Annotated in this window: 23 protein-coding genes and 1 pseudogene; 11 read left to right on the top strand and 13 right to left on the bottom strand. The window is 51.3% G+C overall.

Annotated features, from left to right (window positions below):
* Positions 1-94: 94 nt before the first annotated feature.
* Positions 95-1864, top strand: coding sequence for a long-chain-acyl-CoA synthetase (locus P0D43_RS12310; RefSeq protein ID WP_394672541.1), 1770 nt, complete (start codon positions 95-97; stop codon positions 1862-1864).
* Here the strand turns inward: P0D43_RS12310 and P0D43_RS12305 are convergent.
* Complete coding sequence (locus P0D43_RS12305; protein WP_159571022.1) at positions 1856-2728, bottom strand: alpha/beta fold hydrolase; 873 nt, start codon at positions 2726-2728, stop codon at positions 1856-1858. The two genes, P0D43_RS12310 and P0D43_RS12305, sit on opposite strands and share 9 nt — an antisense overlap.
* Before the next feature lie 34 nt (positions 2729-2762).
* A complete protein-coding gene (locus P0D43_RS12300) occupies positions 2763-3227 on the bottom strand; it encodes a hypothetical protein (protein ID WP_341237745.1) in 465 nt (154 codons plus the stop codon).
* Between the two features lie 122 nt (positions 3228-3349).
* On the opposite strand from P0D43_RS12300, the gene P0D43_RS12295 reads away from it, so the two are divergent.
* Positions 3350-3475 (top strand): hypothetical protein, encoded by a 126-nt coding sequence (locus P0D43_RS12295; RefSeq protein ID WP_256366118.1) that lies wholly within the window; start codon positions 3350-3352, stop codon positions 3473-3475.
* Between the two features lie 98 nt (positions 3476-3573).
* On the opposite strand, the gene P0D43_RS12290 is transcribed toward P0D43_RS12295, so the two are convergent.
* The 3 genes from P0D43_RS12290 to P0D43_RS12280 all read right to left on the bottom strand — a co-directional run bounded on the left by P0D43_RS12290 (position 3574) and on the right by P0D43_RS12280 (position 7562).
* Positions 3574-4149: a hypothetical protein gene (locus P0D43_RS12290; RefSeq protein ID WP_159571016.1), complete on the bottom strand. Its 576-nt coding sequence runs from the start codon at positions 4147-4149 to the stop codon at positions 3574-3576.
* Positions 4150-4286: 137 nt separating this feature from the next.
* On the bottom strand, positions 4287-6476 hold the full coding sequence (locus tag P0D43_RS12285) for a TRAP transporter permease (RefSeq protein ID WP_159571013.1): 2190 nt from the start codon (positions 6474-6476) through the stop codon (positions 4287-4289).
* Between the two features lie 105 nt (positions 6477-6581).
* Entirely contained in the window at positions 6582-7562 is a 981-nt protein-coding gene (locus P0D43_RS12280) for a TAXI family TRAP transporter solute-binding subunit (RefSeq protein WP_159571010.1), read from the bottom strand.
* Between the two features lie 256 nt (positions 7563-7818).
* Between P0D43_RS12280 and P0D43_RS12275 the strand changes: the two genes are divergently transcribed.
* Entirely contained in the window at positions 7819-9420 is a 1602-nt protein-coding gene (locus P0D43_RS12275) for a peptide chain release factor 3 (protein ID WP_159571007.1), read from the top strand.
* 65 nt (positions 9421-9485) lie between these two features.
* The gene (locus P0D43_RS12270) at positions 9486-9830 is read left to right on the top strand and encodes a helix-turn-helix transcriptional regulator (RefSeq protein WP_159571004.1); all 345 of its coding nucleotides are present in this window, start codon (positions 9486-9488) and stop codon (positions 9828-9830) included.
* Between the two features lie 47 nt (positions 9831-9877).
* Here P0D43_RS12270 and P0D43_RS12265 read toward each other — a convergent pair whose 3' ends face one another.
* The 4 genes from P0D43_RS12265 to P0D43_RS12250 all read right to left on the bottom strand — a co-directional run bounded on the left by P0D43_RS12265 (position 9878) and on the right by P0D43_RS12250 (position 12748).
* The gene (locus tag P0D43_RS12265) at positions 9878-10132 is read right to left on the bottom strand and encodes an acyl-CoA-binding protein (protein WP_159571001.1); all 255 of its coding nucleotides are present in this window, start codon (positions 10130-10132) and stop codon (positions 9878-9880) included.
* A gap of 18 nt (positions 10133-10150) precedes the next feature.
* The gene (locus tag P0D43_RS12260) at positions 10151-10819 is read right to left on the bottom strand and encodes a TetR/AcrR family transcriptional regulator (RefSeq protein ID WP_138518378.1); all 669 of its coding nucleotides are present in this window, start codon (positions 10817-10819) and stop codon (positions 10151-10153) included.
* 154 nt (positions 10820-10973) lie between these two features.
* The gene (locus P0D43_RS12255) at positions 10974-12227 is read right to left on the bottom strand and encodes a patatin family protein (protein WP_159570998.1); all 1254 of its coding nucleotides are present in this window, start codon (positions 12225-12227) and stop codon (positions 10974-10976) included.
* 71 nt (positions 12228-12298) lie between these two features.
* Positions 12299-12748, bottom strand: coding sequence for a phasin family protein (locus P0D43_RS12250; protein ID WP_159570995.1), 450 nt, complete (start codon positions 12746-12748; stop codon positions 12299-12301).
* Positions 12749-12993: 245 nt separating this feature from the next.
* On the opposite strand from P0D43_RS12250, the gene P0D43_RS12245 reads away from it, so the two are divergent.
* Positions 12994-14979 (top strand): SDR family oxidoreductase, encoded by a 1986-nt coding sequence (locus P0D43_RS12245; protein WP_394672540.1) that lies wholly within the window; start codon positions 12994-12996, stop codon positions 14977-14979.
* On the opposite strand, the gene P0D43_RS12240 is transcribed toward P0D43_RS12245, so the two are convergent.
* The 4 genes and pseudogenes from P0D43_RS12240 to P0D43_RS12225 form a co-directional block, all read right to left on the bottom strand.
* A complete protein-coding gene (locus P0D43_RS12240; RefSeq protein ID WP_394672539.1) occupies positions 14976-15986 on the bottom strand; it encodes an esterase/lipase family protein in 1011 nt (336 codons plus the stop codon). The genes P0D43_RS12245 and P0D43_RS12240 overlap by 4 nt on opposite strands.
* A 5-nt stretch (positions 15987-15991) precedes the next feature.
* Positions 15992-17635: pseudogene (locus P0D43_RS12235) on the bottom strand (GMC family oxidoreductase).
* Between the two features lie 24 nt (positions 17636-17659).
* Entirely contained in the window at positions 17660-18175 is a 516-nt protein-coding gene (locus P0D43_RS12230) for a hypothetical protein (RefSeq protein ID WP_394672538.1), read from the bottom strand.
* A gap of 11 nt (positions 18176-18186) precedes the next feature.
* Positions 18187-19641 carry a coniferyl aldehyde dehydrogenase gene (locus tag P0D43_RS12225; protein WP_341237435.1) on the bottom strand — a complete coding sequence of 485 codons (1455 nt, stop codon included), beginning with the start codon at positions 19639-19641 and terminating at the stop codon, positions 18187-18189.
* Between the two features lie 122 nt (positions 19642-19763).
* Here P0D43_RS12225 and P0D43_RS12220 point away from each other — a divergent pair, with 122 nt between their 5' ends.
* The 6 genes from P0D43_RS12220 (at position 19764) to rplI (ending at position 23987) form a co-directional block, all read left to right on the top strand.
* The gene (locus tag P0D43_RS12220; protein ID WP_394672537.1) at positions 19764-20477 is read left to right on the top strand and encodes an FFLEELY motif protein; all 714 of its coding nucleotides are present in this window, start codon (positions 19764-19766) and stop codon (positions 20475-20477) included.
* A gap of 132 nt (positions 20478-20609) precedes the next feature.
* On the top strand, positions 20610-22301 hold the full coding sequence (locus P0D43_RS12215; RefSeq protein WP_159570974.1) for an AMP-binding protein: 1692 nt from the start codon (positions 20610-20612) through the stop codon (positions 22299-22301).
* A gap of 138 nt (positions 22302-22439) precedes the next feature.
* The gene (gene rpsF, locus P0D43_RS12210) at positions 22440-22844 is read left to right on the top strand and encodes a 30S ribosomal protein S6 (RefSeq protein WP_138518387.1); all 405 of its coding nucleotides are present in this window, start codon (positions 22440-22442) and stop codon (positions 22842-22844) included.
* Between the two features lie 26 nt (positions 22845-22870).
* Positions 22871-23221 carry a primosomal replication protein N gene (priB, locus tag P0D43_RS12205; RefSeq protein ID WP_159570969.1) on the top strand — a complete coding sequence of 117 codons (351 nt, stop codon included), beginning with the start codon at positions 22871-22873 and terminating at the stop codon, positions 23219-23221.
* A gap of 25 nt (positions 23222-23246) precedes the next feature.
* Positions 23247-23516 carry a 30S ribosomal protein S18 gene (gene rpsR, locus P0D43_RS12200; protein WP_008249877.1) on the top strand — a complete coding sequence of 90 codons (270 nt, stop codon included), beginning with the start codon at positions 23247-23249 and terminating at the stop codon, positions 23514-23516.
* 18 nt (positions 23517-23534) lie between these two features.
* The gene (gene rplI / locus P0D43_RS12195; protein WP_159570964.1) at positions 23535-23987 is read left to right on the top strand and encodes a 50S ribosomal protein L9; all 453 of its coding nucleotides are present in this window, start codon (positions 23535-23537) and stop codon (positions 23985-23987) included.
* Positions 23988-24093 lie beyond the last annotated feature (106 nt).

The following is a 24093-nucleotide window of genomic DNA, read 5'->3' as shown; positions in this document are numbered from 1 at the left end:
GATAAAAACGGTGTGTAAGCGAATTTCGTTGACCCAAAGAGTGTATCTTTTTCTGTATAAAAAAACATGAGACAGCGCCCGGAGGCCGCACAAAATGACAGTTCAAGGCAAAACAGTATCCGCAATTGACATTGCCAAAGGTGCCTTGGGTTTTCTGCCTGACGTTCCCCATATTTTACCTTCGTTGGCCAGTTTGGCATTTCTCCGGCCGCATTCACGCCGCTCACTAGGCCTTCTGTTTCAGGAAACTGCGCGCAAGCATGCGAAATCTTCATTCCTGAAAAGTGACGAGCAATGTTGGACCTACGGACAAGCCAACTCAATGTGTAATCAAATGGCGCGCGGGCTGCTTTCGATGGGAGTCAAGGCCGGTGACACGGTCGGGTTGCTGTCGGCCAATCGGCCTGAAACTTTGCTTGCAGTAATTGCCTGTGCCAAGTTGGGGGCTGTTGCCGCGCTGTTGAATATCAATCAGCAAGGTGCTGTGCAGGCGCACAGTTTGAAGTTGGTGAAGCCCAAAATAATTTTGGCCTGCGATCGTGGGCTGGATATTCTTAAAGAACTGGAATCTGAGGACACCACGCTGCTCAAAGGCATCGAATTGCTCTCGCTGCAAACTGACAGTAGCCTTTTGCGGGTAAGTGATTTTCGCAGTGCCTGGTATACGCAGCCTTCCCACAACCTGGCACAAACTGCTCAAATTACAGCGAACTGGCCCTGTTTTTATATCTTTACTTCAGGCACTACCGGTTTACCCAAAGCGTCGGTGATGAGTCACTACCGTTGGTTGCAAGCTGCCTCGGGAATGAGTACGGCTGTGCGTTTAACTGCGAATGATGTGTTTTATTGTTGTCTGCCGCTGTATCACAACAATGCGCTTACCGTGTCGCTTGGTATTGTGTTGGCCTCGGGGGCCTGCTTTGCGCTGGACGAAAAATTCAGTGCCAGTCAATTCTGGAAACGGATCGCCCATTACAACGCCACTGCGTTCTGTTATATCGGGGAATTGCTGCGTTATCTGTTGAATCAAGCACCCACCATGGATGATCAAAACCATGAAATTCGCTTGATATTGGGCAATGGCTTGCGTCCGGAAATATGGGATGACTTTGAGAACCGGTTTGGTATTCATCAAATTTTCGAGTTTTACGGAGCAAGCGAATCCAACCTGGGTTTTATGAATGCCTTTGGGTTGAAGGAAACCGTGGGTTTTTGTCCAATGCCATTTGAAGTGATCGCCTGCGATGCGGATTCCGAGCAGGTGGTACGAAATGCACGCGGGTTCTGCAAAAAAGTTGCGCGTGGCGAAGTGGGTTTGCTGATCAGTGAAGTGACCGATCTGCGCCCCTTTGATGGGTACACCGACCCGAAAGCCAACGAAGGAAAACTGCTGCGCAATGTGTTTAAACAAGGTGATTGCTGGTTCAATTCAGGCGACTTGGTGCGCAGGCAAGGGTGGCAACACATTCAGTTTGTAGACCGTTTGGGCGACACATTCCGCTGGAAGGGTGAGAATGTAGCGACCTCGGAAGTTGAGGGTGTGTTGGCCAAATTGTCATTTCTGGAGCATGCAGTGGTATATGGCGTCAAGCTGGAAGGCGTTGATGGCCGGGCTGGCATGGCAGCTGTGGCGGTAAAACCGGGTGTTGAGCTGGACTTAAAAGCCTTGGCAAAGCATTTGACTAGCCAACTTCCCGGGTATGCAGTGCCGCAGTATGTGCGCTTACTTCAAAGTGTGGAAACCACCGGCACCTTCAAATATCAAAAAGTACAACTGAAGAAAGAGGGCATTGATCAAGCGGTGGTGAGCGATCCCTTGTATCGTTTCGACACTGCAACCCGGGAGTACACGGTGCTAGTTTGAGGCGGTTTGTACCGGCTTTCCTTGAACCAGCTTGACAATCAAATCGAGAGTTTCAGTGTCGTACAACATGCCGCTGTGTGACACGCTTTTACCCGGGAGCAAGTCTTGAATATAAATGTTTTGGACGCCGGGCTCTTTCACAAACTGATTTTCAACAGGTACCACGACCTTGTCATTTTTGGTGACCAGCACGCTGTACTGCACACCAGGCATTGTAATGGGCCCATCTTTTAAATCACGCAACAATGCCGAGCGGGGATGTTGGTCCGCGCAAGCCAGGCAATACTCCACCAAATCACGGTTGGGTGTTTTTGCAATCGATGTGCCATTGACACTGGGTGCCAAAGCGACAAAACGATCAACATGATCAGCACCTTGTAATTTCTTCAAATAATAAAAGCCAATCAGCCCGCCCTGAGAGTGACCCACCAAGGTCACCTTGTCGTGCTTTGTGGCTGATTTTACGAACTTGATGAAATCAGCGATCCGTTGCCCCGATTCATCAACTGCGCCTACGCCTTTGAACCAGTCGCTGGGTTCGGCTGCACCATAATCGATCGAATACACACACAGGTTTTGATTGGCCAGTGCGGGGCCCAAAGCGCCGAATGAATACATGCTGGAAGAAAAAGTACCGTGTATCAGCACCACCGGGTTTTGATCATTCGTGGGGCGACACGCCCAATTGTTAACGCCATCGGGCATTGTTTGGCCGCCAAAGACTTGGCTCAAAAATGAACTGGTCCAGTTGGCTTTGGCCTGGTACTGACCAGTGGAATTTGCAGGACTGGTTGTGCTACACGCCGCCATGGTCAGCATGGTCAGCGTGGCAAGCAGTAAACGGCGAGTGAACTGGTTAGACATTGTGAGGTATCCCCGGGTAAGCATGGTTTGCTCTTTAAGACCAGAATTGCAGCAAAGGGTTCTGTAGCGCACCAGCAAACAAGTAGAGCGTCCCACCAATTTCCGCAAATACCAAGGCCACCATGAATACAGCCAGGCCCGCCCGGGGCATGGGGTGTTTTCCAAGTTTGTGGGGTTGTCGCAGTTGGTTGTCGGGTCCTTTGAGTGCAGCCTGTATCAGGTAGCCGGTAACGGCCAGCACAAAAAAAGCAATTACGATTATTGCCGCGTAAAGATTGTTGTCTGGATTGAAGACACTGAAATGTGCCAACACGGCCAAAGTGATGCACGCAAAGCCGTAAAGCAGACTGGCCCGGTGGGCGATGTCTACGTATGGGTGTGCCAAACCTTCAGCGCTTTTCCACATCTGCAAAAATTTCCACAATCCACTGAAAAGTCCAACCAAAAGGAAGAACCCTGCGGACAGTATGGCAAAGGCGGTGGCCGAACTAATTGTCATTGTATTTACCTCTTGGGGGTAGTCGGATAAGGTGGCCCCCTTTGTGGGAAAGACGCACTTGTGTTTTTGCTCTTAAATAGAGTCATCAACACACATGTGCATTATGCACCGGGAGTATTACCATGGACGATTTCGCAAACAAGCGCTTTGATGTGACCATGCTGGGTGAACTGGAAGCCAAACGAGAGTGGTTTGTCGGTGTACTCGGTGCCAGTGTGTGCTACGGCCTGATTCTTTGGTTGCTCTGACAACGCACTGAACAATTCATTGTCACCATAAAAAAACCCTCGAGAGTTCGAGGGTTTTTTGTTTAGTCAAAGCACAGCTCAAGCTGGGCAATGTCTTTTCAGACCGAGGCCTTGGGTGTAGCAGCAGCGCGCTTGGCGCGTGGTGCAGCAGCTTTCTTGGCGGCGGGCTTCTTGGCAGTTTTCGTCGCGCCAGTTTCACCTTTCACACCAATTTTCTCGAACAACTGAGAAGCGATTTGCTCGGCTTGTTCAATGGCAGGCTTCAAAGTTTCGTTTTTCTTGGCTTGTTCCAAGGCGCTTACACCCATGGTGATTGCGTTTTCAGTCAAAGACTCGGCTTGCGACAAAGCCAAAGCTGCGTATGAAAAACCTTTGTCGATCACAACTGGCAATTGCTGTTCGAACAGCTCAACGCCTTTTTGTGTGTACACCTGGCTAACACCAACAACTTTTTCCAAGCCTTGCTTGATCTCGGTGCGTGCATTGACAACCACTGACTTGTCAGCCAAAGGCAGCTTTTCAGCAGCAGTGAATGCGTTACCCAAACCTTGTGACAACAGGCCAAATTGTGCTTGTACCAGGCTGTTCAATGCCTTGGCAGCAACTTGGTGCTGGTTCTTCAGTTCGGTATTGGTTTTGGTCAGCAGTTCAGCTGTTTTTTCAAATGCGTACATCGTGAGATCTCCTTGGGTAGCGGGTAGTCAAATTTCGTGACACTTCGCACTATAGGGAAATCGCTTTAGCAATGAAAGGGTTTGAACCTGAGGCTCTACACTAAAAAAGAGTGTAGGTGCCTCAGGGTGTTACGTTTTTAATCCATTCCGCGAGTTTGAACCATGGGTTCTGGCGCGGGTTTTCCTTTAAAGAATTTATTAAGAATGATGGCAACGATAGCCAGTACAGCACCGCCAATGTCGGTGTACAAACCACCTTCGATCATGCAAAGCGCTGCGACAAGCAAAATGCCCCGTACTACCCAGTTCGAGTGTGCGCCCCAGAACCAGCCTTGGATGGCGGACGCCAGGAAAAACACGCCGATACACGCCGTGACAAAGGCACGCAAAATCACAAACCATTCACCTTCCATGAGCAACGCCGCATTGTAGAAGAACATGAAAGGCACGATAAAGGCCGTCAAACCGATTTTAAAGGACGTGAACGAAGTTGCCATGGGGTTTGCGCCTGAAATGCCGGCGGCTGCATACGAGGCCAGCGCCACAGGTGGCGTGATTGCCGAGATTACTGCAAAGTAGAACACGAAGAAGTGGGCCACCAGTGGCTGAATTCCCAGTTGAATCAGGCCAGGCGCAACCACCGAAGCAGCCACTGCATAGGCTGCCGTGGTTGGCATTCCCATGCCCAGCAAGATTGCAATACACATCGCAAAGAACAGGGCGATCAGTTGCGAGTTTTCAGCAATGTCCAGAAGAATGGAGGAGAACCTGGCGCCCACACCCGTCAAGGCGATCACACCCACGATAATGCCTGCACAGGCACACACTGTGATGATCTGAATCGACATGACCCCCGCAAGATCGAAGGCTTTGAAAATACTTTTTGGACCCATCTTAAAGGGCGTGAGCCAGCTAACTACAGCAGCAGCAGCCGTGGCCAATGTGCCGGCCCTGATCACTGAATAGCCCATGAACAAAGCAACGATCAGGATGATGATGGGAATAAACAGGTAGACCTGTTTCACCATTTTGGAGAATTGAGGCAGTTCGTCGGACCGCATGCCACGCATGCCCAGTTTGGCTGCTTCAAAGTCAACCATCAGGTAAGTCGAGAGGAAGTACAACACGGCCGGGATCACTGCCGCGATCGCGATTTCCGAGTAGGGAATGCCCGTGATTTCCGCCATGATGAAGGCACCAGCGCCCATGATGGGCGGCATGATTTGCCCGCCAGTAGAGGCTGCGGCTTCAATGGCGCCAGCAGTTTTTCCGTTGTAGCCTACTTTTTTCATGAGTGGAATGGTCAGCGAACCCGTGGCCACTACGTTGCCGGCGCTCGTGCCGTTGATCATGCCCATCAGGCCAGACGCGAAAACTGCCACTTTGGCAGGGCCTCCACGGGCTCTTCCTGCGGCAGCAAATGCAAAATTGACAAAGTAGTCGCCCACTTTGGAAGCCTGCAGAAACGCAGCGAACACAATGAACAAAATAATGTAGGTGGAAGACACTGCCGTGGTTGCACCCAACACTCCCGCATCGGTGTAGATGTAGGAAAAGAAGCGGCTGAAATCAAAGCCGTCGTGTGTCAAAAAGCCGGGCAGGTAAGGCCCAACGAATGAATAGAGCACGAAAATAACTGAAATGATCACCAAGGCGCTTCCGGCCACGCGACGCGTCAGTTCCAGAATCAGGGCAAGACCTACCATGGCTGCCCAGGCATTGCCGGGTGAGGCGAAAGGCGTGCCCGCACGCATGCGCAGCGCAGTGCCGTCCAGGTGCACCATCAAATAGGCTGTGCTCGCTATTGTTGCCAGAACCAGCGTTGCATCCAGCCAGTTGAAGCGATGGCCTTCCGGGCGTAGAAACCATGAGGCCACGATAGCACCCAGCCCTGCGATGGCCAGGGGAATGCCAAACTGGTTCACTTCCATCTCGGGTGCGATCATTTCACCATTGGCAATGATCTGGTTCATGTCAAACACAATGTAAAGCGAGTAAAGGGCGGGTAAGGCTAGTAATACAGCCAAGGCCTTGATCAGCATTTGATTGCCACGTTGCGGCTGGTCAATGTTCGCAGATGAATAGGCGATGAAACCAATAATCAGCGCGCCTGAAACGTGCAGAATGCGAAAAGCCCAGGTTTCCACCGGCGCGATGTTAAGGGTAAACACATGCCAAAACGCATAAGCCGCAGAAATGATCGAGACAAACAGCGCTGTTTTTTGCACAAATTTGCGTTGATTGCTTGCCATTGGTTCGTCATCGACGCCTTGCGCGATGAGGTGTTCCTCTTCGGCATGGCTGGATATGCTGGTGGATTTGGACATGATTTGACCGATTCAAAAAAATTGAGAATTGAGGTTTAAGAAAAGCGCTGAACTCTTGAGTTGAGTCCAGCGCTTCCCGATTCAGCCGTCAAGGCTGTTTGCTTTTTATTTCAACTTAAGATTCGCTGGAATCTTGATGCCTTTTTCTTCGTAATACTTCACGGCACCGGGGTGGAATGGGATGAATGTGTTCTTGTCCCAGTTCTCGGCCAATGTGGTGCGGGCACCTTTGTGGATGGTCAACATTTTCTCGTTGTTGTCCAGCACCGCCTTTGTCGCTTCGTATACAAAGCTTTCTGGCAGGTCGCAGTTGGCAATGGCGTAGTTCCACATGGATACCGCACGTGCATCTTTCTTCAAGGTTTTGTAAGTGCTGGCCTTGATCGGGAATGCCGACACGGGGTAGGTGTCCATGATCTTTTTCTGTTCAGCTTCTGTAAATTCCAGAATATTGATCTCGGTCTGCACCTCAAGCTGGGTCACGGCAGGAATGGGTACACCGGCTGCAAATGCCACCACATCGATCAGGCCATCTTGCAATTGCCCGCCCAAATCGCTCCAGCCACCGTTGCGGCGTTCAAATTTCACGCCCAGGGTTTCCAGCATTTTCGGGAAGTAGGTGTCAGAGGTAGAACCTGCAGGGCCAAAACCGATTTTGGAGCCAGGTGGAATCTCCTTAATGGATTTGATTCCACTGGAGGACAGCACGGTGACCGAGAACGGGGTTTGGTACATGGGGAACATGGCGCATACCTTGTTCATCTTCAGGCCGGGGGCCAGGGGGCTTTTGCCGTCCAGTGCCTCGCGCGCTGGGCCCATGGTGGTCATGCCAAAGGCAAGTTTACCTGTGTGTACCAAAGCCAGGTTTTGAGTGGGGCCGCCAGTAACTTCCGCGCCGCCGGTAATGCCCACAGTTTCTGCAACCAGGTTTGCCCAGCCAGCGCCATATGCGTAATACGTACCGCCCTGAGAAGCTGTACCTACGGTAAAGCTTTTGGGCCATTTGGATTTGTCTGCGTAAGCTGCACCCATGGCCAACGCGGCCAGGCTGATTGCAACGGCGGATTTTGCCAGAATTGCTTTCATTGGTATCCCCTATGATTTGATGAAACTGTGCCCATTGGGTATTGGGCTTTGTGATTATTATCGTTCTCTAATTGAACGAATCGAGTGTGCAAATACACCTGGCTAATGTCTTATTTATACACAAAATGAGCAATACGGGATGTCCGCAACAGGGTTTTTATCAGGTTGGTCGTTTATGTATCGATATGACAATTAAAGAGGGTGAATTTAAGCCACCGGGCGTGTAAAATCACCGCTTTTGAGCCAAAGGGCTGCTGTGTCGATTGAATCTGAAGTCAAGCGTCGCCGAACGTTTGCAATTATTTCCCACCCCGATGCCGGTAAAACCACCCTGACCGAGAAGCTCTTGCTGTTCGCGGGCGCCATTCAAATCGCTGGAAGCGTTAAGGCTCGCAAGGCGAGTCGCCATGCCACGTCGGACTGGATGGAAATTGAAAAGCAGCGTGGTATTTCTGTGGCCAGTTCGGTGATGCAGATGGAATACCGCGACCAAGTGATTAATTTGCTCGATACCCCGGGCCACCAGGATTTTTCTGAAGACACTTATCGGGTGTTGACTGCCGTAGACGCGGCCTTGATGGTAATTGACGCCGCCAACGGTGTAGAGCCGCAAACCTTGCGTTTGATCGAGGTGTGCCGTGCGCGTAACACGCCAATTATTACATTCGTCAATAAAATGGACCGCGAGGTGCGTGACCCCCTTGAGCTGATGGACGAGATCGAAAGCACGCTGGGTATTCCTTGCGTGCCTTTTGCCTGGCCTGTGGGGCAGGGCAAGTTGTTCCACGGTATTTTCGACATTCGCAAAAACCACATGCGGGTATTTACGCCCGGTGCAGATCGCCGTCGGGAAGACGACGAAGTGGTCGATGGCAACAATCGCGAGTTACTCAGAAGTCGCTTTGGCAACGAGTTCAAACAGGCCGAGCAGGAAATTGAACTGGTTACGGGCGCTGCCCCCAGTTTTGATGAAAAAACATTTCTTGCCGGTAAGCAAACGCCCATGTTTTTTGGCTCTGCGGTGAACAATTTTGGTGTTCAGGAAGTGCTGGACGCCTTGGTGGACGTTGCGCCACACCCCGGCCCGCGCAAAGCGATTGAGCGTGAAGTGGCGCCTACCGAGAACAAATTCAGCGGCGTGGTGTTCAAGATTCAAGCCAATATGGACCCTTCCCACCGGGATCGCATTGCTTTTGTTCGCGTGCTGTCAGGGCGTTTTGAGCATGGCATGAAATTCAAGGTGTTGCGCACAGGCAAGGATTTCCGTCCCACCAGTGTGGTGACCTTTCTTTCTCAGCGCCGCGATCGGGTTGATGAAGCTTATGCGGGCGACATCATCGGTTTGACCACCCACGGTGGTTTGCAATTGGGCGATTCTTTGAGTGAAGGCGAAGGTTTGCAATTCACGGGTTTGCCGTTTTTTGCACCGGAGCTGTTCGCATCCGTCGAATTGAAAGACCCCATGCGAAGCAAGCAGCTACAGAAAGGTTTAATGGAACTGGGGCAGGAGGGCGCCATTCAGGTGTTCAAGCCCCTGTTGGGGTCGGAAATGTTGTTGGGTGCAATCGGGCAGTTGCAGTTTGAAGTGGTTCAAGCCCGTTTGAAAGGTGAGTATGGTGTGGAAGTTCGCCTGGCGCCAAGCCGTTACAGTTGCGCACGTTGGGTAACCAGCAAAAACGCCAATGACTTGCGCCGGTTTATGGATGCCAATGTGGGTCGCATTGTGACCGATGCTGCCGACACACACGCTTTTTTGGCGACATCGAGATTTGATCTTGATGTGATGCAAAAGCGTTGGGAAACCATTGAGTTTCATCCCATGCGCGAACATGCAGGGCTTTTGTTGGCCAATCACTGACCCGCCACCCCCGTGTGAAAACGGGGGTACAATCATTTCAACATAAAAAATACATCGGTCATGCTATGAGTGAACTGGATTCCCTGCTGGAACAAGTGTCAGGCTACTTTGCTGTGTTGTCTGAACCCACGCGTTTGAAAATTATCCACGCCCTGTGCAACGGGGAAAAATCAGTAAACGACATCGTGGAAGAGGTTGATTCAACCCAGTCGAATATTTCTCGTCATTTGAACTTGATGTACCGTGCAGGCGTGTTACAGCGCCGCAAAGAAGGCACCTTGGTGCTATACCAGGTAAAGGAGCCGACAGTGGTGGAGCTTTGCCGGACCGTGTGTGTGCATGTGGCGGCCAAGCTAGACGCCGTGCCTGTCGACTCCAGGCAGCTGCCTGATTTTTTCAAGCAGCCATAAAAAAACCGGCCATTGGCCGGTTTTTTTTATGAATTCAGTGCCTTGATTTATTTCAGCGACTCAATCAGATCAATGTAATTCTGCATGGCTTGATCGTTGCTGGTGCCTTCCAGGCCCTTCCACGCGTCAAACTTTGCACGGCCAACAATGTCGGTGAACCCTGGGCGTTTTCCGGTGTTGTCACCTTCGGTTGATTGCTTGAACAAAGCATAAATCTTCAACAGGGTCTGATTGTCGGGGCGTGACGGCAGTGATTTTGATTCGGCCACTGCCTTTTCGAAACGGGCTTTCAAGTCGCTCATAAGTTCTCCTAAGTCTTGTTATGTGTTTTCTTCAGTAATAAAAGATTGGGCAAGGCTTTCGAACAGTTCTTTGGCATTGCCTTGTAAATAGGGTGCGAGCAGGCACATGACCTGATACACACCGTTGGCCAGCGCAGCACTCATGGTGGCTTCATCGTTGAAGTGGCGCGGGTCCCTGACGTATTCGAATGACAGCCAGTAAGTGGCTACAACCACCATGTTGGTGGCCAAGGCATTGATTTGTGGCTGGGATGCCATCATGTCACCCGATTCCACCAAGCCTTGACACAAGCGGCGTGCCACATCAACTTTGTGTTTCAGAATGCGTTTGAAATGGATTTCGAGTGTGCGGTTGCGCGAGAGCAGATCGTTCAAGTCGCGGTACAGGAATCGATAGCGCCAAATCAGCTCAAATGACACCTGAAGGTAAAGCCAGGCATCTTCGATATTGGCTTGGCGGTTGCCGGGTACGTCGAGCAGACCATCAATTTCTTTCTCGAAACTGGCAAAAATACTGTTGACGATGTCGTCTTTGTTTCGGAAGTGATAATACAAATTACCGGGGCTGATGTTCATTTCATCAGCGATCACGGTAGTTGTAATATTGGGCTCCCCGAATTCATTGAATAGCCGAAGCGATAAATCAAGAATTCGTTCTCTTGTTCTTCTTGGAGGCTTGCGTTCCATGTTCTGGTCGTCTCCTGTCTGGCCAAAGTCCTGATCAAGCTTAAGACTTCATGCAGCAAGTCTGTTATTGGTATTTTGAATACTATTAGTCTACGTTGTTTTATCAAGTATTTGGGGCCTCACTGCCCTTGTTACTTGTGAGTAATGGCGTTCTTCACGCAGCATTTCTTGTTTTTGCAATACGTATGTAACGATCAAGCTCGTTGAGCGAGTCTTCAAGTTGATCAAATTTGGACACCATGGATCCAGTACGTGCTGGTCTTTTGCTGGTTTTGTTGGCCAGCTGCATGGTGGGATCTTTCAGAACTTCCAGATTCAGTTCAAGACCATGTCGCGAAAACTTCTCGGCCAAATCGTAACGGCGTGCCCACAATTCTTCGCGCGTGCGTTGGTAGGCATGCTCACACAAACGTCGGCGGCTTGCGTAGCTGAAAGGGTTGGTGAAGAAAAATTCGCCATCGCCATGTTGGGGTTCAAACAGCACAATGTCAGCATTGGGATAAAGGTGCGCGTAGCGCTCCATGCCAATGTCCATGCGTGAATGAATAATTGATCTAAACGTTTGCGAGAGCACCAGCGGCAATCCGCCTTCGTATAAACGCGATCCGGGCTGAAATGCTTTGCCCTTGGCCCTGCGTCGATGGTTTTTGGGGTTTAACCGGTCATCGTACGGTACTAAGGGGTTCAGGCAAATCAGTAACTCCACACCTTCTTTTAAGGCTGTGGAGGCATGCAGGGTTTTTTTCAACGCCCCATCTACATAGTGCCGATTGGCAATGCGCGTGGGCGGAAATAAGCCGGGCAGGGATGCAGAGGCTTGCACAGCTTTTGATATGGGAACGTCATCAAACCCGGGCATTCCGAAGGGGATGGAGTCGCCTGAATCCAGATCGGTCGCCACCAAAATAAGCCGGTTGCGCAAACTGCGGAAATCGTTGGTACCACCGCCTTTGGCGATCAGGTCCGCCATCCATTCGTGCAATTCGTCGCCATTGAACAAGCCAGTGGGTATTGCTGCACCCAAGCGTTCAATGCAGCTGACCCAAGTGGCGTCATCGCGCAGAAAATAGTCTGAAATGGCAGTGCCCAGAAGGCTGGGTACCTTTCGAAGGCGCATCCAGTACTCTTTCCAGGCCGGCCGCAACAAAATCGACGGATCAAAGGCAAACTCTTCGGGTTCGCCTTCAATGAACAGCTTGTAGATTTGGTGTGGAGTCAGATCGTGCGCCAACCCGGTGGCAACAATTCCGCCAGCAGATACACCCACATAGACACTCATGTCGTTCAGATCGAGTCCATCGATGGCCTCTGAAAGCGCGACCAGTGCACCAATTTCATAAATGGCGCCCAAGGGGCCGCCACCTGCCAAGGCCAGCCCGATTTTCGGGCCAGATTCGTGATTGTTCATGCGGGTTGTGTGCTCCAGCCCAAAGCGTTTGTTGACTAGGCCGTCGTTGGCCCGGTCAACAATTGATTCAATTACTCAGCAGATTTTTTGGCACGCGTGGTGCTGGTGCGCTTTGCAGTGCCTGCTTTGGTTTCTGCTTTTTTGCCTGTCAATTCAGCAATGGCAGCAGACAATTGATCAATGCGTTCAGACAATTGTTGAACGTCTTTGTTGGTTGGAACACCCAAGCGACCCAAGGCGCGGGCTACGCGTTCCTCGAATACTTGTTCAAGCTTGTCCCAGTGCTGGGTGGCTTTGCTGGATACTGAGCCTGCCAGCTTGCTGACCTTGCCTGTGACTTCAACTACTTTTTGATCTGCAAATTTCACGGTTCGCTCCTGAATATCATGGCCTTCCTTGACCAGGTTTTCCAAAACACGGTTGCTTTCTTCTTGCGCTTTGGTAATGGCGCCCACCCCTGCGGTCCACAATTGTTGTGCGCTATCGACTGCACCTTTGATGGGCTTTTTCTTACCGGCCATGTTGTCTCTCCTTGTGATGGCAAAGTGACCCGTCGCGGGTCGCTGCCTTTTTTGATTATTGTAGTAGTTTATCGAGGCCACACTAGAGAAGGCACACTAAACCCTACCTCGTGTTTTCCCGTAAGCAGGGTGCTGACAAAACACCCGCACAGCCCGCATGGAGTTTGAGAATTTCGGGCGGGCAGTTATAGTAAGCCTTCCTGAGACGTATCTTCCATAAAAAACCCCGCGCGGAGAAGACATACATGAATTATTTTGTGACCGGAGCCACGGGCTTCATCGGTAAACGATTGGTGAAACGCTTGGTTGAGCAAAAGCGCAAAGGCACCATTTACTTTTTGATTCGCGAATCGAGTCTGGACAAAGTGCCCGAACTCCAAAAGTATTGGGGTGCCAAGAAAGGACAGTGCGTGCCTGTGGTTGGTGACTTGACCAAACCAAAGTTGGGTTTGAAAGCCACTGAAATCAAAGAGCTAAACAAGAATATTGCCCACTTTTTTCACCTGGCTGCCATTTATGATTTGGCTGCGGATGCCGAAAGCCAGCAAGAAACCAATATCAAAGGCACCGAAAACGCGGTGGATTTGGCCAATGCAATTGGAGCCGGCTGCTTTCAGCTGACTTCCTCGATTGCGGCTGCTGGCTTGTACGAAGGCGTGTTCCGTGAGGACATGTTCGAAGAGGCCGAGAACCTGGATCACCCTTATTTCAGCACCAAACACGATTCAGAAGAAATTGTGCGCAAGAAAGTAAAAGGCGCATGGCGTGTGTACCGGCCGGGCTTTGTGGTGGGCGATTCGAAAACTGGCGAGATGGACAAAATTGACGGACCCTATTACCTGTTCAAGTTGATCCAGAAAATGCGCAAGCTACTGCCTTCCTGGGTGCCTACGATCGGCATCGAAGGCGGTCGAATCAATATTGTGCCTGTGGATTTTGTGGTCAATGCCATGGATCACATTGCGCACCAGCCTGATCTGGACGGTAAGGCATTCCACCTTGTTGACCCCAGCCCCAATCGAATTGGCGATGTACTGAACATTTTTGCGCGTGCTGCACATGCACCGAAAATGGAAATGCACATTAATGCGGCCATGTTCGGTTTTGTACCTGGTGCAGTGAAGAAGGGGCTGATGAGCCTGACCCCAGTGCGCCGAATTCGCAATGCCTTGCTGAAAGATTTGGCCCTGCCCGAAGAGGTGTTTGGTTACATTAACTGGCCAACCCGATACGACTGTCGCCAAACTTTGGCTGCACTGGACGGCAGTGGCATTGAGTGCCCGCGTCTTGAAGACTACGCTTGGGCCATTTGGGATTACTGGGAACGTCACCTGGATCCCGATTTGTTCATCGACCGCAGCCTGACAGGTCAGGTGAAAGACAAGGTGGTGCTTATTACTGGTGGTTCATCCGGTATTGGTTTGGCGGCTGCGCAAAAATTTGCGGCAGCGGGTGCAATTACCATTATTTGTGGCCGCGATGAAGAAAAGCTGGCTGAGGCCAAGGCCTTGATCAAATCAGAAGGCAACACGCTGCACACTTATTCTGTCGACATTGCGGACATGCAGGATTGCGACCGATTCGTTGCGCAATTGCTGTCTGATTTCGGCCATGTCGATGTGTTGGTGAACAACGCGGGTCGTTCAATTCGCCGGGGTATTGAAAACAGCTTTGACCGTTTCCACGACCTGGAGCGAACCATGCAGCTGAATTACTTTGGTGCCTTGCGTGTTACCTACGGTTTGTTGCCAAAAATGATGGAAAAGCGCAAAGGCCATGTGGTGAATATTTCTTCAATTGGTGTGTTGACCAACGCGCCTCGCTTCTCTGCCTATGTGGCTTCCAAAGGGGCGCTGGATGCATGGACGCGTTGTGCAGCTTCTGAATTTGCGGATTTGAACATTACTTTCACCACCATCAACATGCCGCTGGTGCGCACACCCATGATCGCGCCCACCAAGCTGTACAACAATGTGCCCACGCTGAGTCCTGAGCAGGCAGCTGATTTGATTGCGCAAGCGGTCATTCACAAGCCGGTTCGAATTGCAACGCGCCTGGGTGTGTTGGGTCAGGTAATGCATGCGCTGATACCGAAGCCTGCGCAAATTTTGATGAATACCTCGTTCCGCATGTTCCCGGATTCGGAATCTGCGGCGAAAGGCAAGAAGGGTGGTGGGCCATCTGCAGAGCAGGTTGCCTTCTCAACCCTGATGCAAGGTATCCACTTCTAAGCCCTGTTTTCTGCCAACGGATAGGCCTGAGCATCTTCTGCAAGCCAGTTGAGAATCAGGTCTTCCGTGGTGGAATCTGTCACCAAAGCCACGTGCCCGCATCCGGGCACGGCGATGTTTTTTCCAAACTCCAGTTTGCTGGAAACCGGTGGACACACCATGTTGTCTTGTGGGCTCCACAGCGACCAGATCTTGTTCTGAAATTCTCGGTCTGTCGGGTGTTCCCGCAGCGTATTCAAGAAAAAACTTCCCCAGGCCATTTGCTTCACATTCTTGCCAATACCGAAGGTAGACAAGGCTGTGCCGTAATGCGGACTGCCAATTGTAATCATGCCGGCAATGCGATGGTGCCCGTACTCGGTGGCGTGGTAGCGCACAGCGACTCCGCCCATGCTGTGTGCAATTATTTTGACTTGGGGGGCGCCTGTCGCCACCAATAATTCATCAATCGCCTCGTGAATCGTGTCGGAGTAGCTGCGAATCGAGCCAATCGTAGGTTCAAGCGTAATTGCGTGTGTAGTCACGTCGGCACGTTCAAGCAGGGTTCGGGTTCCAGCCCAAACCGCCGAGTTGCACAAATAGCCATGCACCAATAGCACAGGTAGAGGTTTTTTCCTGCGCCAAGCCTTGCCAGCCAATTGAATGCCGTCGGGATTCGGGGCCCAGGGTTGTAACAGGGTGATCAGTTTTAGCGAAGTAATACTTTCTACCAACACGGCCTTGATCCAGCGAGCAAGACCAAGCCGGTGAAATCCTTCCCCTTCGGTGCTGTGAAAGTGAAGCCCCTTGTCGCGGACTTGCGGAATTTGACGCACGCTGTAAGAAAGGGCGAAGCCCGAGATGTTAAAGCCCACATGTGCGGCAAACAATACGCCGACTACCAGGGCCATGGCGGCCACTGCAGCGTTGTCGGCTCGAACACCGAGCCAATGGTGAAGTGCCCAGTAAAGGCTGAACATGACCGAAATGTAGCCAATCCAGTACAGCCTGTTCAGATAGCGAACCATGGTACTTAAGCCAGCGCCGTGGCTGCTTGGCCAGTCAACTCGGCCACCAGTTGCTGGCTGAGTTTATTGGTGAGGCCATAGATGGACAACTGCGGGTTTGCGCCGATGCTGGTGGGGAACAGCGAGCCGTCGTGAATGGACAGGTTTTCGATTTGCCAGTGACGGCCATCCGGCCGGGTAACCCCAAGTTTTTCTTCGCCAGCCATGGCGCAGCCGCCCATCACGTGTGCTGAAACCACCTTCATGCTAAGGGGCTTCATGTCGAGTTGATTGATTTGTTTCAATGCATCGTCAATGTTGTTGGCCGGTGTGGCGAATTCATGCACGGGCAGGGTAGATTTCGCACCTGCAGCGTGTTGCAATTCGGCCATGGCTATCAATGCACGGCGCGCAGCATCCCAAATTGCGGGGGTTAATTTGTAGTCCAGCACAGGGCTGCCATCGCCGTTCAAACGCACCTGGCCACCCACGCTGCCTGAATTGAAACCATCGCGCAGCAAAGCCAGTTGCATGTGCGTTTTCGAGAAATTCTTCATGATGTCTGCATGCTTCTTCGCGAATCCTGGCAGGGTGGATGCAAAAATCACCGGGTGCAGCGGCGGCGCTTCCAGTTTGAAACCAACCGGTCCATCGATTGGATCCGTTTGCAAATAATGGTCGCTGTAAATGGTTTGGGGGGCACCTGCATCTGCGCGCACTTCCTGTTCCATCATGGCGGCGGAAATTACAACGGGGTGCAAAAAGGTACGCTCGCCCAGGCGGTCATAAGGGTCGCTCGCATTCGAGCGCAACAGCACAGCAGGGCTATTGATGGACCCACCAGCCAGCACAAAATGCTTGGCTGAGACTTCAACTTCCTTGCCGGAAGGCAAGACGCCGTCTGCGTTCATGACCTGACAACGCAGTGTGCGAATACGGCCTTGCGCGATTTTGAATGAGTGTGCACGAAGCGAAGCCACCAGTTCGGCACCATACTGCAGGGCGGTCGGAATGGTGGACACGAGCATGGACTATTTGGCGTTGGTGGGGCAGCCCATGCCGCAGTAGCCCAGGTTCCAGCAGTCTTTCACGTTGCGGCGTATCGCGCCCCATGAAATGCCTTTTGCTTCAGCGCCTCGGCGCAAAATATCGTTGTTCTCATTGGGTGGCACCAACCAGTCAGCAATGTTCAAACGGCGTTCAGCCTGTTCAAACCAAGGTGCCATGGCCTCTACGGTCATGTCCTTCAAGGCGAACTGGTTTTGCCAAAATGCGAGTGTGTCAGCAGGGGTTCTGAAGCTGGAGGTCCAGTTCACTGTAGTAGACCCGCCCACCGCGCGGCCTTGCAAAATATTGATTGCCTTGTCAGCAGTTTTGCGAGCAGCACTTTCTTGGTACAACGTGGGGTAGGCCTCAGATTCCAGCATCTTGAAATCTTTCGAGGTTTTAAGTGGCCCTTCCTCGATCAGCAGAACCTTCAAGCCAGCCTTGGCGCATATTTCAGCAGTAATGCCACCACCCGCGCCCGTGCCAATGATCACCACGTCGGCAGTCATTTGTTTGGGCATTTCACGGCTGTGGGCTTCGTAGGCATTCCAGCCACTGGCAATGCCGGCTGTGAAAAGGTCTGGCACCAATGTGCTCATGGGCTTGATTTCTTGTTCAGTCATTGGTCTTCAGGGTGGTAATACGTGTCAGGAAAGCTTGAATGGAGGGCCAGGATAGCCCATGTCAGCCCATTGCTCAGGAAGGCCGTACCAGCCAGCCACCATCAGATCGTGTAGCGCGTGATAGCCAGGCTGCAGTGCCGGAATTGGATGGTCCCGAAAAGCGAACAGAAACGCTTGCACTTGCGCTGGCGTGGCATCTTCCCAGCTGTTGTCCAAATCTGCAATCAGTCTTCTTCCCACCGGGTTTTCGAGAATGTTCAGTAATTGGCCCAGTTCAGCCTGTGCGCTGGCTGCCAACATTTTGCTGGCGTTCACAAATGTGTTCACTGCCGTTTCAATTGCTTCAGCGCGGCCGGTAGCCGGTAAGGCGGAGTCGAGCAAGCCTGTTGCAATTGCCCTTAGCATGGGCAGGTGCTGCGGCTGGACTACCGATTGGCCCGCCACAATTTCAACCTGGGCAAAGTGCTTGCCCAACCAGCCCAAGCCGCCTGCCATTAAAAGGCCGGCGGCACTAAGCTTGAAAAATTTACGTCTGTTCATGGGGTGGCGGTTTATACCTTGCGGGTCAGCAGTTTGGTCATGAAGGCGAACATTTTGTTGTCATACGGGGGGGACAACATTTCCATGACGTGGAAACGGCTTTGTTTGAAAATGGGTTTCAGTTTGGTCATAGTGTCAAAACCAAATTTGCCATGGTAGTGACCCATGCCCGAGTCGCCCACGCCACCAAATGGCAGGTTTTCCTGCGCAATGTGGAACAGTGTTTCGTTCAGGCACACGCCACCGGCAATGGTTTGTTTCATGACCATGTCTTGGGTTTTTGATTCGTCGTCAAACAAATACAAGGCCAGTGGGCGAGGGCGGTCGTTGATGTAATCAATCGCTTCATCCAGGCGTTTGTATGTGATCACTGGCAACACTGGACCAAAAATTTCTTCTTGCATCAGCATGGAATCGGGCTTGGCATTGAACACCAGAGTCATCGGGATTTTGCGGCCAGGGCTGTCGGCAGTTTTCATGAGTGACACTACGCGCGCACCTTGTTCCTCAGCTTCGTCAATCAGGCGTTGCAGGCGCGTGGCGTGGCGGTCAGAAATAATGCCAGTGAAGTCTTTGGACAGAATGCCGTCCGGGAAGCGACGGTCAATAATTGCTTTGGCGTGTTGGATCAGCTGTTCTTCACAACCTTCCGGAACCATCAAGTAGTCGGGTGCAATACAGGTTTGCCCGGCATTGATTGACTTGCCAGATAAGGTACGGGCAATCGCATTGTCAAAGCGGCCAGGATTGGCTGCGGTGGGCGCAGTAATAATCACAGGGCTTTTGCCGCCCAACTCCAGGGTAACGGGCACCAGGTTTTCACTGGCGGCTTTCATCACCATTTTACCCACAGGCGTTGAACCGGTGAACAGCAGGTGATCGAAAGGAAGGTGTGAAAACTCCGCTGCCACCTCTGGACCACCGTTGATGACTTGCACAACTTCTCGACCCAGTGCTTTGGCCAACAACTCATCGAGCAAAGCGCTGAAGCGTGGGGTGTACTCACTCATTTTGATAAATACACGGTTGCCTGCGGCCAGTGCGGCAATCATGGGACCGATTGACAAAAACAGGGGGTAATTCCAGGGCACGATCACGCCCACAACGCCGAGCGGTTGAGGCATCAGGCAAGTGCTCGCAGGCTTGAACCAAATGCTGGCGCCTTGATTGCGTGGTTTCATCCAACTCTTGCCGTGCTTGATCGCGTGGCGAATACCTTCAAGGGAGGGAAATACCTCGGCCAGAAGCGTGTCGTTTTTCGAGCGATAGCCAAAGTCTTCAGAAATGGCGTCTGCAATTCGAAGCTTGTTGTCATAAATCGTGTCGCTTAACGCCATCAACCAGGCTTTGCGCTGGTTCCATTCCGGGTAGGGATTGATGCGGTAAGCTTGCTTTAACGATTCCAAAGTTGCTTTTAGTTCTGCTGCTGTCAATTCTTGGCCGTGTGCTTTGGATGGGGCATTCATTGTTGTCTCACTCTCTGGTTTAACATTAACGGATGTAAACATAAATTTTGACTATTTTCCATGTCTGATTTGTGCTGCTATGCAGCAAACAGCATGGAGCTTTATGACGCAATTGCAATTCAATGGCCATGATCGATATTCACAGTTCTCCCTTGGAATTACAGAAAGCCATCACAGCCCTTCGACAAGGACAGGGGCGTTCAGTTGAATTTCTGAATTTAAAGAAAGAAATAAAAGCATTTCAAAACAGTCGATTAGAGGGAACATATAAGGATTTGCTTGCAGATGATGGCATGCGTGCTGCGTGCCGTTTTTTCCTCGATCAGCTGTACTGCACACATGATGTCAGCATGCGAGACCACCAGGTGGAAAGAGTGTTGCCCAAACTGGAAAAATTATTGCCCGCAGGCGCAGTCGATACCGTGCGAAAAGTGATTTACATGGACTATTTGGCGGAATTTCTGGATGATGAAATAACCTTATTTATCAGCAATAAAGAGTTTTTTTCTGATAATGCACTTAAAGAAATGCGGTACATAAATGCCTTTCGGGAACAAGGGCAGTTTGAATTGCGCGAGCAGCAAATTCTGCTGGTTCGGGAAGTGGGCGAATCCTTGCGCAAATTGATGCGTCTGCCTTTTTTGAGACCTTTGATGAAGATGACGCGTGGTGCAGCGCAAAAGGCCAATTTAGAGGATTTCCACAATTTTTTAAGCCAGGGCCTGGATGCGTTTGCCTCTCTTGAGAAGCCAACCCTTTTTTTCCAACTGATTCAAGAACGTGAGATGTCCATACTGGAAGGGATTCGACAAGGTACCTTGTCGAAATTTCCTTGATTGCGGCTTCGGGGCAGGTACACATCACAATCGTAGTGCATTAGAATCCATGCTCTTTGATATTCCGGTATCGTTTTCCATCAATACAAAACAGTTGCGAAGCACGGCAGTGCCTACAAGAAGGAGACATTTGTGACAGATAAAGCCTGGGCTCAGAGCTACCCACCGGGTGTACCCACGTCGGTTGATTTGGATCAGTACCCCTCCATTCGGGATATTTTTGAGGACGCCAGTCGCAAGTTCGCTGACAAAACTGCTTTCAGCAACATGGGTACAGCGCTCACCTATGAGCGTCTCGATTCTCTGACTCGTGACTTTGGGGCTTACCTTCAAAGCCTGCCCGGCATGAAGAAAGGCGACCGCGTTGCCTTCATGATGCCCAACTTATTGCAATACCCAGTGGCGATGCTGGGCGCTATTCGCGCTGGCTTTGTGGCGGTAAACGTAAACCCGCTGTACACACCCACCGAATTGGAGCACCAGTTGCGCGATTCTGGTGCCAAGGTGATCGTGGTGTTTGAGAACGTGGCCCACACCCTTGAAAAAGTCATTAAAAACACCCCGGTTGAGCACATCGTGCTGGCCTCAATGGGCGAAATGCACGGCTTTTTCAAACGTTTGTTGCTGAATTTTGTAGTGCGATATGTGAAGAAGCTGGTGCCAGCATTCAATATTGCCGGCGCCATTACCTTCAAAAAAGCCTTGACCCATGGTCGCAACAATGAGCTGCGCAAAGTCAATATCACTCACGACGACCTGGCCTTTCTTCAATACACCGGGGGCACCACGGGTGTGGCCAAAGGTGCCATGCTGACTCACGGCAATATTGTGGCCAACTTGCAGCAGGCATCAGCCTGGTTGAATCAGGACATTGAGGAAGGCAAGGAGATCGCCATTACCGCGCTGCCGATGTACCACATCTTCTGCCTGACCGCGAACATACTGGTATTCATCAAAGTCGGTGGGCATTGCCTATTGATTACCGATCCGCGCAACATGAAGACATTTGTTAAAACCTTGTCGGCTGTGCCATTCACCGCATTGACGGGTGTAAATACTTTGTTCAATGGGCTGCTGAATACGCCCGGGTTTGAGCAGGTTGATTTTTCACATGTGAAGTTGGTGCTGGGCGGGGGTGCGGCCATTGAGCCCGCTGTGGCCGATCGCTGGAAGAAAGTGACTGGTACCCGCCTGTCGGAAGCCTATGGCTTGACCGAGGCATCACCCGCCGTGTGTATTAACCCGCTGCATGAGGAATACAACGGCTCGATCGGCCTGCCTGTTCCTTCCACCGAGGTAACCATTCGCGACGATGATTTCAATGAATTGCCTGTTGGGCAAGAGGGCGAATTGTGCGTAAAAGGCCCGCAGGTTATGCGCGGCTACTGGAACAAGCCACGCGAGACTGCCGAGATTTTGACGCAGGACGGCTGGTTGAAAACCGGCGACATCGCCTACATGGATCAAAGTGGTTATTTTTATATCACCGATCGCAAAAAGGACATGATCCTTGTGTCGGGTTTTAACGTGTACCCCAAGGAAATTGAAGCGGTCGCCACGTTGCTCACTGGTATTTTCGAGGCGGCAGCTGTGGGCGTGCCCGACGGAAAGACAGGCGAGGCCGTGAAGCTTTTTGTGGTCAAAAAGGATGCTGATTTGACCGCCGAGGCGGTGATTGAGCATTGTCGCAAGCACATGACCGCTTATAAAATTCCCCGTCACGTGGAATTCATGAAGGAATTGCCCAAGAGTCCGGTGGGCAAGGTGTTGCGCAGGGAGCTTCGCGACATGGAAAAGAAGCGCCTGCAAGACCAAACGGCCTGATTTTCCAGGTTTTAGTGGGCAATGGATCAACTTCGTTGCCTGTTTTCTGAAAACCCACTATAATTTCGGGTTACCTGCTGCTGCACCACGGGGGTGTGGCGGCTTTTCCAATTGTGGAAAATCCATAGGAGTTAATCAATGCGTCACTATGAAATTGCTTTCATCGTGCATCCCGACCAAAGCGAGCAAGTGCCTGCCATGGTTGAGAAGTATCGTGGAACCATCGAAGCCAACGGCGGTAAAGTACACCGCCACGAAGATTGGGGTCGCCGCCAATTGGCTTACCCAATCCAGAAACTGGCCAAAGCACACTATGTGTTGTTGAACATCGAATGCAGCCAGGAAGTTCTGGAAGAACTGGAAACTGCGTTTAAATTCAACGACGCCGTACTGCGTCACTTGACCGTGAAGATGAAAAAAGCTGAAACAGCTCCTTCTCCAATGATGAAGGAAGTTCAGCGTGAGCAAGAGCGTAAAGCCGCTTCTGCCACAGCGTCTTCAAGCGACGACAGTTCCGATTCAGACGAGGGTGATGACGAGTAATTTCGTCTTCGCAAAACACTGAATCAATGAATCAGGAGGAAGCAGCGGAAAATTCAAACAAGTTTGGGGAAGAAGGAAATGCTGGCGTTAACCAGTTCACCTTGACCGCCACGTTGGTTGCAAAATCAATATTGCGATATACCCCGGCAGGTTTGCCCATTTGCGAATTTGAGCTTGAACACGAAGGTGAACAGCTTGAAGCCAGCAAGCCAAGAATGGTGAAGTGCACAGTTTCAGCGGTCGCGCTGGGGGTGGCAGCCAACCAAATCAGCGGCCTTGAAGTGGGAAGCCTGAAAAACTGGTCCGGATTTATAGCGCTTCGTTCGCACAAATCAAAAAGTCTTCGATTCCATGTTTGCGCAGTGCGCGAATGTTGAAGACTTGAAATAGTTGGAGAATATTATGGCTTTTGGTCGTAAAAATGATCGCAAGGGACGTCGTCCACAACAGAACCCTTTGTTCAAGCGCAAGAAGTTTTGCCGCTTCACAGTGGGCAAGGTAGAGCAAATCGATTACAAAGACATCGACACGCTCAAGGATTTCATCAGCGAAAACGGCAAGATCATGCCCGCTCGTATCACTGGTACCAAGGCGAATTATCAGCGCCAGTTGGACACAGCGATCAAGCGCGCACGTTTCCTGGCTTTGCTGCCTTACACCGACAACCACTAAGCAGTACGGGAGAACACCATGCAAGTAATTCTTCTTGAAAAAATGCCCAATTTGGGTCAACTGGGTGACGTGGTTCGCGTAAAAGACGGCTACGCACGTAACTTCTTGATTCCTTATGGCAAAGCCAAGCGCGCCACTGAGTCAGCAATTGCTGAGTTTCAGGCACGTCGTGCTGAACTGGAAAAAGCAGCCGCTGAAAAGCTGACCGCAGCCCAAGCCTTGGGTGCAAGGTTGACTGCAGCAACTGTTCAGTTGAGCGAAAAAGCTGCCGTGGACGGTCGTTTGTTTGGTTCTGTAACCAACAACGACATTGCCGCCGCTTTGAACGCGACTGGCTTGAAAGTTGAGAAATCCCAGGTGCGCATGCCCAACGGCGCACTGAAAATTGCTGGCGAGCACACAGTAACTGTAGCCCTGCACCCCGACGTGGTTGTAGACGTGAAAGTTGTAGTGGCTGGCGAAGCAGCTTAAGTACCCGCGGGTTTTACGGCGAATAAGATCAAAGGCATTGACCACATTCGGTTATACTTTTGATCTGCCTGAACCCCACAAAAAGGTCACCTCAGGGTGGCCTTTT

It is taken from the genome of Limnobacter sp. (assembly GCF_043511195.1).
Taxonomy (GTDB): domain Bacteria; phylum Pseudomonadota; class Gammaproteobacteria; order Burkholderiales; family Burkholderiaceae_B; genus Limnobacter.
This window is presented reverse-complemented; position numbering and strand designations above follow the sequence as displayed.

Coding starts and splice junctions, on each gene's coding strand:
- P0D43_RS12310 (WP_394672541.1), top strand. CDS start 95: ATGACAGTTCAAGGCAAAACAGTATCCGCAATTGACATTGCCAAAGGT.
- P0D43_RS12305 (WP_159571022.1), bottom strand. CDS start 2,728: ATGTCTAACCAGTTCACTCGCCGTTTACTGCTTGCCACGCTGACCATG.
- P0D43_RS12300 (WP_341237745.1), bottom strand. CDS start 3,227: ATGACAATTAGTTCGGCCACCGCCTTTGCCATACTGTCCGCAGGGTTC.
- P0D43_RS12295 (WP_256366118.1), top strand. CDS start 3,350: ATGGACGATTTCGCAAACAAGCGCTTTGATGTGACCATGCTGGGTGAA.
- P0D43_RS12290 (WP_159571016.1), bottom strand. CDS start 4,149: ATGTACGCATTTGAAAAAACAGCTGAACTGCTGACCAAAACCAATACC.
- P0D43_RS12285 (WP_159571013.1), bottom strand. CDS start 6,476: ATGTCCAAATCCACCAGCATATCCAGCCATGCCGAAGAGGAACACCTC.
- P0D43_RS12280 (WP_159571010.1), bottom strand. CDS start 7,562: ATGAAAGCAATTCTGGCAAAATCCGCCGTTGCAATCAGCCTGGCCGCG.
- P0D43_RS12270 (WP_159571004.1), top strand. CDS start 9,486: ATGAGTGAACTGGATTCCCTGCTGGAACAAGTGTCAGGCTACTTTGCT.
- P0D43_RS12265 (WP_159571001.1), bottom strand. CDS start 10,132: ATGAGCGACTTGAAAGCCCGTTTCGAAAAGGCAGTGGCCGAATCAAAA.
- P0D43_RS12260 (WP_138518378.1), bottom strand. CDS start 10,819: ATGGAACGCAAGCCTCCAAGAAGAACAAGAGAACGAATTCTTGATTTA.
- P0D43_RS12255 (WP_159570998.1), bottom strand. CDS start 12,227: ATGAACAATCACGAATCTGGCCCGAAAATCGGGCTGGCCTTGGCAGGT.
- P0D43_RS12250 (WP_159570995.1), bottom strand. CDS start 12,748: ATGGCCGGTAAGAAAAAGCCCATCAAAGGTGCAGTCGATAGCGCACAA.
- P0D43_RS12245 (WP_394672540.1), top strand. CDS start 12,994: ATGAATTATTTTGTGACCGGAGCCACGGGCTTCATCGGTAAACGATTG.
- P0D43_RS12240 (WP_394672539.1), bottom strand. CDS start 15,986: ATGGTTCGCTATCTGAACAGGCTGTACTGGATTGGCTACATTTCGGTC.
- P0D43_RS12230 (WP_394672538.1), bottom strand. CDS start 18,175: ATGAACAGACGTAAATTTTTCAAGCTTAGTGCCGCCGGCCTTTTAATG.
- P0D43_RS12225 (WP_341237435.1), bottom strand. CDS start 19,641: ATGAATGCCCCATCCAAAGCACACGGCCAAGAATTGACAGCAGCAGAA.
- P0D43_RS12220 (WP_394672537.1), top strand. CDS start 19,764: ATGGCCATGATCGATATTCACAGTTCTCCCTTGGAATTACAGAAAGCC.
- rpsF (WP_138518387.1), top strand. CDS start 22,440: ATGCGTCACTATGAAATTGCTTTCATCGTGCATCCCGACCAAAGCGAG.
- priB (WP_159570969.1), top strand. CDS start 22,871: ATGAATCAGGAGGAAGCAGCGGAAAATTCAAACAAGTTTGGGGAAGAA.
- rpsR (WP_008249877.1), top strand. CDS start 23,247: ATGGCTTTTGGTCGTAAAAATGATCGCAAGGGACGTCGTCCACAACAG.
- rplI (WP_159570964.1), top strand. CDS start 23,535: ATGCAAGTAATTCTTCTTGAAAAAATGCCCAATTTGGGTCAACTGGGT.